Consider the following 572-nt stretch of genomic DNA (forward strand, 5'->3'; position numbering starts at 1 on the left):
TTTCACCATCGCGCGGGAGCCGACATAAGTGAGCTCCTTCTGCGAGCCGCGGCGGTCCTGGCACAGCTTCAACACGCTGCCGAGATATTCGTCCGGCGTCATGATCGTCGCCTCGATCCAGGGCTCCTGGATCTCCTCGATCTTGACCACGTCAGGCATGTCGACGGGATTGTGGATCTCGAGCTCGGTGCCGTCGGTGAGCTTCATCTTGTAGATGACGCTCGGCGCGGTCGCGATCAGGTTGAGGTCGAACTCGCGCGACAGCCGCTCCTGGATGATCTCGAGGTGCAGAAGTCCGAGGAAGCCGCAGCGGAAGCCGAAGCCGAGCGCGGCGAAGCCGTCGATCGCCGCGCCGTCCTTGTCGAGGCCGGCCGCGAGCCCGACCGGATTGCGGAACGAGAGCCCCATCACGGTGCGCGGCGCGTCGGGCACGCGGGGCGACAGCGCGCACGCGAGGCCCGTGCGGCCCGCGGCGCCGAGCATGCGCAGGGTCAGATGATGGGCGTCCTCCGCATCCATCTTGAAGAGGGACGCGCGGGCAAGCGGGTAGAGGGAGCTGAACACGGCAGAGG

The 572-nt window shown here is 67.1% G+C and carries 2 pseudogenes; both read right to left on the reverse strand.

Features of this window, described 5'->3' with window-relative positions:
• Positions 1-207, reverse strand: a pseudogene (locus tag J5M56_RS27270) (hypothetical protein); the annotation flags it as partial.
• Positions 208-312: 105 nt separating this feature from the next.
• A pseudogene (locus tag J5M56_RS26855) lies at positions 313-519 on the reverse strand (quinone-dependent dihydroorotate dehydrogenase); the annotation flags it as partial.
• Positions 520-572 lie beyond the last annotated feature (53 nt).

The sequence above is a fragment of the Pseudomonas sp. 51_B genome (assembly GCF_017491595.1).
GTDB classification, from domain to species: domain Bacteria; phylum Pseudomonadota; class Gammaproteobacteria; order Pseudomonadales; family Pseudomonadaceae; genus Aquipseudomonas; species Aquipseudomonas promysalinigenes.